Source organism: Antarctobacter heliothermus, assembly GCF_900188425.1.
Classification (GTDB): Bacteria; Pseudomonadota; Alphaproteobacteria; order Rhodobacterales; family Rhodobacteraceae; genus Antarctobacter; species Antarctobacter heliothermus.
The window spans coordinates 1-7,459 of sequence record NZ_FZON01000102.1 but is presented as its reverse complement, the minus strand read 5'-3'; the positions used below and the strand labels follow the sequence as shown (position 1 = coordinate 7,459).

Annotated in this window: 7 protein-coding genes and 2 pseudogenes; 6 read left to right on the top strand and 3 right to left on the bottom strand. The window is 59.6% G+C overall.

The features are described from left to right. Window positions 1-278 (top strand): annotated as a pseudogene (locus CHB90_RS25005) (IS5/IS1182 family transposase); the annotation flags it as partial. Here CHB90_RS25005 and CHB90_RS26385 read toward each other — a convergent pair. The 3 genes from CHB90_RS26385 to hsdR are packed head-to-tail and all read right to left on the bottom strand — an operon-like array spanning window position 236 to window position 5,249. Beyond that, window positions 236-1,297 carry a restriction endonuclease subunit S domain-containing protein gene (locus tag CHB90_RS26385; RefSeq protein WP_141135977.1) on the bottom strand — a complete coding sequence of 354 codons (1,062 nt, stop codon included), beginning with the start codon at window positions 1,295-1,297 and terminating at the stop codon, window positions 236-238. The pseudogene CHB90_RS25005 and the gene CHB90_RS26385 overlap by 43 nt on opposite strands. Continuing rightward, the gene (locus CHB90_RS25000; protein ID WP_212591661.1) at window positions 1,297-2,862 is read right to left on the bottom strand and encodes a class I SAM-dependent DNA methyltransferase; all 1,566 of its coding nucleotides are present in this window, start codon (window positions 2,860-2,862) and stop codon (window positions 1,297-1,299) included. Before CHB90_RS25000 ends, CHB90_RS26385 begins: the two co-directional genes overlap by 1 nt. A gap of 17 nt (window positions 2,863-2,879) precedes the next feature. Then, entirely contained in the window at window positions 2,880-5,249 is a 2,370-nt protein-coding gene (gene hsdR / locus CHB90_RS24995) for an EcoAI/FtnUII family type I restriction enzme subunit R (protein WP_170941187.1), read from the bottom strand. A gap of 305 nt (window positions 5,250-5,554) precedes the next feature. Between hsdR and CHB90_RS26700 the strand changes: the two genes are divergently transcribed. From CHB90_RS26700 to CHB90_RS24975, 5 genes and pseudogenes are all read left to right on the top strand, one after another. Then, window positions 5,555-5,725 (top strand): hypothetical protein, encoded by a 171-nt coding sequence (locus tag CHB90_RS26700; protein WP_170941186.1) that lies wholly within the window; start codon window positions 5,555-5,557, stop codon window positions 5,723-5,725. A gap of 99 nt (window positions 5,726-5,824) precedes the next feature. Further along, window positions 5,825-6,547 carry an RNA polymerase sigma factor gene (locus CHB90_RS24990; RefSeq protein WP_089280426.1) on the top strand — a complete coding sequence of 241 codons (723 nt, stop codon included), beginning with the start codon at window positions 5,825-5,827 and terminating at the stop codon, window positions 6,545-6,547. A gap of 85 nt (window positions 6,548-6,632) precedes the next feature. Continuing rightward, window positions 6,633-6,893 (top strand): hypothetical protein, encoded by a 261-nt coding sequence (locus CHB90_RS24985; RefSeq protein WP_212591660.1) that lies wholly within the window; start codon window positions 6,633-6,635, stop codon window positions 6,891-6,893. A 24-nt stretch (window positions 6,894-6,917) separates the two neighbouring features. Further along, complete coding sequence (locus tag CHB90_RS24980) at window positions 6,918-7,145, top strand: hypothetical protein (protein ID WP_212591659.1); 228 nt, start codon at window positions 6,918-6,920, stop codon at window positions 7,143-7,145. An 81-nt stretch (window positions 7,146-7,226) separates the two neighbouring features. Further along, window positions 7,227-7,459 (top strand): annotated as a pseudogene (locus CHB90_RS24975) (IS21 family transposase); the annotation flags it as partial.

Here is a 7,459-nt window from a genome sequence, read left to right as displayed (position 1 = left end):
GCAAGAATGCCAAGCCGTGGAAGCCATCGACTGCAGGGGCTATCGCTCGGAACGAGGCGCTGCGCGCTTCGAAATACCTTGGCCGCGCCATCTGGAGAAAATGGAGCGGATACCACCGACGAAGCCGCGCCGAGACGAAGATGCATTGCGTGAAGCTGCTGGGGCAGAGCCTCATGGCGCGCGACTTCGATCGTCAGGTCGCCGAACTTCAGATCCGCGCCGCCGTGCTCAACGGCTACACCGCGCTCGGCATACCCGTCACAGAGCCTGTGGGATAATTGCGTCCGGGGAAAGGGGAACTCCGGACGTTACCGACTTTGCGCAACAAAGCCAGACCAAGGCTTCCGGCCAGGAGGGTTTGCCATGTTCGAGTGTCCGAAAAATATGCACGTAGGAACGCTGCTCCATTACTTGGCAAGATATCGAAAGACGGGAACTCGTTCGATACGAAAGCCCCGTCGAGTTCTTCAGGGACGATTGTAAAAGCGCCCTCGAAAGCGAATAGCCTACTATAGATGAATTGACCCGCGCGCACCTTATACAGCAACCGTGCGCTCGTAGCTGCGCCATCGATAGGCGGCTTCGCAAAAACACCGCGAGCGTAGCTGTAGATCCCTAGGTTAGGATAGCAGCTATCTGGTGAGACCTGGACTGGTTCCGCGCCCAATCGCAGCACATCGTCAAGAGTCACTCGTGTCCATCCTGATTGGAGTTTTTCCTCGTTGGAAAGATCAGACCTTCGCGCCAAGGCCACCGTAAGCGCGCGACGATCACTGGCAATTACATCAAGACGTTTTCGCGCTAACTCAATAAGATCTGCAACTCGATCCAGCCGCGCCAAGATTTGTCGTTGTTCACAAATAGAGAGCAACGGGACGGACATCTTCAGAAACTTGTTCTCTTTCATTCGAACCCGATTTGTCGAGCCCTCGCTTGCGCGACGACAGAGATCGACGAATTCCGGGGTGCGCGAATACCATTCAAAAAAATGCGGTAGCACCTTTGATGAATCGATATCGAAACAAGGAAAGTCGTTGCTGACCAAGGCGCCGTCGAGATTGTCAGGGACGATGCCAAAGGCACCGTGCCGTGCGTCAATTCTGGAAATCAAAAACTGCCCTGCTTTGGCTTTGTACTGCTTTGCCGCTGCAATCGCTGAGCCCTGAACTTCGCCGCGCAGCTTCAAACCTTTCCCCCATAGTCGGGCTGTGATCTGTTTGTATCGTTGATCCGGCTGAACAAGCACCCAATCTTCAGATTTGGTCAGGAATTCATCAATGCTGATCGTCTTCGCCATCAAGAACGCTCCGCCAAGGCGGACTTGATTTCGTCCATGATGCCGAGGATCCGCTTCTCCTGGTCGATAATAGCGTCCACAATTTCGGCAGGGGCGCGGTGGTCTGCAACTTCGCCGGAATGTGGATTCTTGATGTCGAGATTGCAGGACATGACGCGATCTTGGTCATCACGCTGGATCAGATCAGCCGCAGAAACCTTCCAGGCGCGCTCGTTTTCTTCGCGATTGTTCCACCATTCAAGGCAGCCGCCGAATTCCTCATAAGCCATCGGCGCGGTTTTTGAGTATTTCTTGCGACCTTCCGGCAGGGGCAGTTCATAATACCAGATGTCTTTCGTCGGCCCGCTGGTGTCGAAAAAAATCAGATTCGCCGGGATATCGGTATAGGGCGCGAACACCCCGTCACGAAGACGCACCACCGTATGCAGATTGAATCTCTCCAACAAGTCGGCCTTGATCCGCGCTGAAATGCCATCGCCGAACAGTGTGCCATGCGGGACAACGACAGCCGCCCGCCCGCGTCCGGCGCGTTTCAACCGCCGCATAATCAGCTGAAGGAACAGAAGCGCAGTCTCGGCCGTGCGCCGATCCTCTGGGAAGTTGTTGAGGATGCCCGCCTCTTCTTCGCCGCCAAAGGGCGGGTTTGTCAGGATAACGTTGACGCGCTGATCCTCGCCGATTTCCGCCAGACGAAAACGCAGAGTATTGCCGGGATCGATCCGCGGGGCATGAAGACCGTGCAGCAGCAGGTTGAGCTGGGACAGCAGGAACGGCAGCGACTTGGCTTCGCCACCGAAGAAGCTGTCTTCCTGCAGTATGCGATGCTTCTCGACCGTGTCGGCCTGGCGTTCAAGGTGAAGGTAGGAATCAGTCAGGAAGCCGCCCGTGCCGCAGGCTGGATCGAGGATGGTCTCACCGAGTTTTGGGTCCGTGACCTCGACCATGAAGCGCACCACCGGCCGGGGTGTGTAGAACTCGCCCGAATCCCCAGCGGCGTCGCGCATCTCGCGCAGCAGCGTCTCGTAAAGGCGGCCGAGCGTATGGACTTCTTCGGACGAGTCGAAGTGGATGCCATCGATCAGGTTCACTACGTCTCGCAAAAGGTAGCCGCTCTCCATGCGGTTGGCGAAGCCTTGAAAGACGGTGGCGATCACGTCGCGCCGCTCGCGTCGGCCATTGTCACCGCGCAGGGCGCGCAGGTAGGCAAACAGACCGGGACCACGGCTGCCGTCCGGTCGCTCAGCTTCGTCGGCGACAAGGAACGACAGCAGGTCCGGGCCAGTGATGCCGTCGGCGTCCGCTGCCCAGTCTCTCCAGCGATACGGTGCCTCGATGATTGAACGATAGTCCTTGCCCGCCAGATCCGCGCGCCCTTCCTCAATCCGCTCCATGTCGTCAAGGAACTTCAGGAACATAATCCAGGTGAGCATTGGCAGGCGGTCGAGATCGCCGTTCAACCCCTTGTCCTTGCGCATGATCTTGCGCGCGGACTTGATGATGCTGTCGAGACGCTGGGCAGTGGTCAATTGCTTCGGCGCAGCCTTCTTGCGGGCGGTTTTGGCCAATGTGGCACTCCTTCAATTCACGCGGTGTAGAGTAGACGCTGCAATTCGGTAACGGCGCTGCGCAACTCCTTGCCGCCGCCGAAGCGGGCGGCAATTTCAATTACATTACCCCATTCGTTGAATGGAGGGATTTCGAGCAAGTCGGGCAGCTTGAACTGGGCACTGCCGTGCTCGGCATATTTCTCGAGTACGGCATCCAGAACTTCGCGGGCTTCGGGCCCGAAGCGGGCCAGAAAATCGTCTTGTTCGTGCAGCAGGCGGTCAGCACGCTCACGGCGGGTGCGCAAGGGCGCGTTGTAGGCGAGATGGCAAAGAAGGTCGAACGGGTCGGCCTCCGGCTTTCCGACCGCATCGGCGAGGGAGTCGAGCTCGATACCTTTCTCCTCCAGCCGTTCGACGATCTCGGCCCGGCGCTCGGGGTCAAGCCAGTCTCTCCGCAGTTCCGAGGCATTGGGGTACAGGGTGCGGACCTTGTCGCCGGTATAGTCGGTCAGCTGGCGGCAGGCGAGCTGCCGTCCATCGGAGTCAAGATCGTATACGAGGTGCCGGACAATCGAAACCTCACCGCCATCGACATAGAATTTGCGGGGGCCAGCCTCTGGATCGTCGTCGAGACCGGCTGGCCCATCCGGAACATCCGGGAAGTCGTCGGGATCCAGCGCTGTCTCCTCGAACTCGCGCTCTTCAACGACGTCACCGTCTGCATTGATCACCGCTTCATCTTCGCGGACGGGATCGCCGTCGAAAGCTGGATCAGCAAACATTCGTGTTGCAGTGCCGGTGTAGTCGATGATGTTGAAGGCGAGCTTCCCATAATCGGCCCTGAGGCGCGTGCCGCGTCCGATGATCTGCTTGAACTCCGGCATGGAGCCCACCACCCGGGCAAGCACGACGTTCTTGCAGGTCGGGGCATCGACGCCGGTGGTCAAAAGCTGCGACGTGGTGAGGATGACCGGCGTCTGGGTTTCGACGTCCTGGAACTTGGCCCGGTGCGCGCTGCCAACATCACCCTCGTCGGACGTGACGCGGCAAACATAGTCGGGGTGATCCTTCACCAGATCGGTGTTTAAGGCGGCGAGCGCCTGGCGCATTTCGAGCGCGTGTTCCTGGTCGACGCAAAAGACGATGGTTTTGGCGAAGCGATCGGTCTCCGCCATGAAGCCCGCCAAGTGTTTCGCGATGGCCTGCGTCCTTGCACGAAGCGCCACGACCCGCTCGAAGTCTCGCGTGGAATATTCGGTATCAGGGATTTCGCGTCCGTAGCGGTCGAGTTCGCCCCGCGTCGGGCGCCAACCAGCGGCGTCGTAGTCCGAGATGACACGGTGTACGCGGTACGGTGCGAGGAAGCCGTCGGCGATGCCCTGTGCGAGACTGTATTCGTAAAGTGGATCGCCGAAGTAGTTGTAGGTGTCGAGGTTTTCCTCGCGCCGCGGCGTCGCCGTCATGCCGATCTGGGTTGCTGGTGCGAACCACTCAAGAATCTCGCGCCAATTGCTGTCGTCACGCGCGCTGCCCCGGTGGCATTCGTCGATTATGATGAGGTCGAAAAAATCCCGTGCATATTCGCGATAGAGGCCGGGACGATTCTCGTCTCGCGCGATAGACTGATAGATTGCGAAATACACATCGCGGCTTTTGACGGCGACGCCGCCTGCGATTTTATGTCGGGCATCGCCGAATGGGCTGAAATCCTTTGCCATTGGATCGTCGACCAGCACGTTTCGGTCGGCGAGAAACAGGATCTTCGGGTTGCGGTTGACGCCCTTCGAATTCCAACGTGCCGACCAGAGCTTCCAGCAAATCTGAAAGGCGACAGCAGTCTTGCCCGCCCCCGTGCACAAGGTCAGGAGCGCCCGCTTCCTGCCCTGAAGCGCCGCCTGAACGGCGCGGTTGACGGCGATTTCCTGATAGTAGCGGAGCGGCTTCGACCTGTCAGGAAACGTGGGCGTGAGCAGCCGTTCCGCCACCTCGTCATCGACGATACCCTCTGCACGACGCAGACGCGCCCAGAGATCAGCGGGCGGTGGAAAATCCCCGATTGTCCGCTCAATGCCAGTTGTATAGTCGAATTCAACGATTTCGATGCCATTGGTGGAGTAAGCAAACCGAAGGCCGAGAATTTCGGCATACTCCTTGGCTTGCTGAAGCCCTTCCGCCGCATGGCTGTAACGGGACTTGGCCTCCACAACCGCTATCGGGAAATCTGGATTGTATCGGAGCAGGTAGTCGGAGCGCTTCTGCTTCCCACGGCGCGCCTTGCCGCCGATGAATACCACTCGGCCGTCTGTGAAAGTTCTCTGCTCGTTTATTGCGTGCGGGCGATCATCCCAGCCCGCTGCCTGCAGCTTGGGGACGACGAATTTCCTGCAGGTATCGGCCTCATTCATACGCAATCTTCTTTGCCCGGTTTCAACACGCCATCGCAAGGCTAATGGCCTGTCAAAGAAATGGGCTCAGATCAACGCGCAATTCTTTGGTTTTGAAGCTCTTTCGCCATACTTAGGTTTCCAGAACCTACATCCTGCCCGATCTTTGCCGCAAGCCCTATTGCGTCCTGTCATGCAGCCACTCGCGCTGGCAGGCCCACTCATCCGGAAGCTTTCCCCGCAATGATTGGAGCGTCACGCGGCTTTGTTGCGCAAAGGCTGGTTGAGGGATTCATCTCGTGAATCCAGCGTGGTAGCTGTCCTGCATGAGCAGACCGATCCCGCCGAGCTACAAGACCAAGAACTGGCCGGCCTGCCGGGACGGCCGTATGCACCTGCGTTTCGCGCGGGGCCACGAGTATTTCGTTGGCTTTCCGGTCGTGGCCACCTGTCGGGGCTGCGGAACGCTGAACCAGGCGCAATCACCTGCGCGCTAAGGCGCGCATCTCACCAATTTCCTGAAATCGCAGAGACGCACGACGTCCTGACCTGGCTTTGAGAAGGCGCTGGACGCCTGGCCGCAAGGCAGGCGTCCAATGTCTATCGCGTGGCACGAGATCCGTGATCACCTCATGTTTTCTTCATCAACTCTCGGTTTTCAACACACCTTCGATGCAATCCGGCACAGCAGCGAACTGCTCGCGCATTTCGCTGATCCCGCCGCTTTGCTGGACACGCTGCACGTCGGTGGCCGTGCGCCGGACGAGAAAAACCAGCTGCTGGTCGCGCTGGTCGGGGTCGCGCAGTCTGGTGGCGAGACCGCCGATTGTGCCCTGACGCTGATGTTGCTGGCTCTCTGGCCGGGGCTGGATGCCGTTCGGCGAAGATCGATCTGGCGCAGGATCGGCACCGGCGACGAGGTTGCATCCGAAATCCTCGCACGGGCCTCGGAGGCTATTCGGGGTCTGGATCGGCAGCGGGTCAACTGGATCGCGGCAACCATCCTGCGGAACATCGAGCGCGACCTGATCAGAACGCGTCAGCGCGAGGACCGGCACCAGTGCCTGCGCAGCGAGATCGATCCCGACGATATCCCGACTGACGGTGAAGCGCTGTCGGCCGACGCCAGCCCCGCACTGCTCCACGGCGATCTCGTCTGCATCATCGGAAGGGATGCAGATCTGGTGATCCGTGTGGCTGTCGACGGTTTCTCCCAGGCTGAGGTCGCGACCGAATTGGGGCTGTCTGAGGCGGCGACGCGCAAACGCTATCAGCGGGCGACCCGGCGTCTGCGCGACGCCCTGCAAGAATTTCTCTGATCCGATGTCCCGATCCCTGCGGCGCGGTGGCTTTTCCCATTCAGACGCCACCGCGCGCCCAAACTCAAACCGAAAGTCGACCAGCATGATCCGCAAAGCCGACCTTTTGACCGCAGACCTCAAGCGCGTCCCCGGCCTCTACCGCCGGTGGGAGCTGCCAGAAATCCTGAAAAACCAGCGCGCCTACCGCATCGAGAATGCCGGTGCCCATCAGGATGGGACGCCTCTCGTAGCGGTCTACGCCGACGCCGAAGCGGGCCAGCCGGACGACCAGCACAACGCCTCAAACCAAGACACCGAAGCGGTCTCGGTCCCGCTTGGGACGATGTCGCGGCGGCCTGAGTAGAGGGAAAAGGAGGAGATCATGTTCATGGGAACCACACCCTTCATCATGGTTCGCGCCAGCCGACCGCTGTCCGAGATCGAGTTCTGCGCCTGGGTGGCGCAGGCCGTTCCCGGCGACCGGCTGGAATACCATCGCGGCTTTCTGGTGCTCGACATCTTCCCTGTGTTTTCAGGGCTGTCGGATGCGGCGCGCGCCGAGTTGAGCAGGCTCGGATCGCGGGCTGTGAACAGGCATGCAATTTTGACCCCGTAACGGGGTGATCGGCGTCCAACAATGACCCCCTTACACTGATGTGGATGATGCTCCCGAGGCTATCGGGGAGCACAGTGTGGGATGTTGGTTGTGGAGACGATTGCGAAGATCCGTCGGGCGTATTTTCAGGACAAGAAGCCGATCAAGCAGATCTGCCGGGAACTGCGGATTTCACGGAACACGGTGCGCAAGGTGATCCGGTCCGGTGCGACCGAGCACACCTACGAGCGGACCGTCCAGCCGCAGCCGAAGATCGGTCCTTGGAAGGACGAACTCGACGAGATGCTGGCGACAAACGCGCGGAAGCCCAAGCG

What these genes read in the sequence shown, in the direction of transcription:
- CHB90_RS26385 (WP_141135977.1), bottom strand. Translation starts at nt 1,297, where the DNA reads ATGGCGAAGACGATCAGCATTGATGAATTCCTGACCAAATCTGAAGAT.
- hsdR (WP_170941187.1), bottom strand. Translation starts at nt 5,249, where the DNA reads ATGAATGAGGCCGATACCTGCAGGAAATTCGTCGTCCCCAAGCTGCAG.
- CHB90_RS26700 (WP_170941186.1), top strand. Translation starts at nt 5,555, where the DNA reads ATGAGCAGACCGATCCCGCCGAGCTACAAGACCAAGAACTGGCCGGCC.
- CHB90_RS24990 (WP_089280426.1), top strand. Translation starts at nt 5,825, where the DNA reads ATGTCTATCGCGTGGCACGAGATCCGTGATCACCTCATGTTTTCTTCA.
- CHB90_RS24985 (WP_212591660.1), top strand. Translation starts at nt 6,633, where the DNA reads ATGATCCGCAAAGCCGACCTTTTGACCGCAGACCTCAAGCGCGTCCCC.
- CHB90_RS24980 (WP_212591659.1), top strand. Translation starts at nt 6,918, where the DNA reads ATGGGAACCACACCCTTCATCATGGTTCGCGCCAGCCGACCGCTGTCC.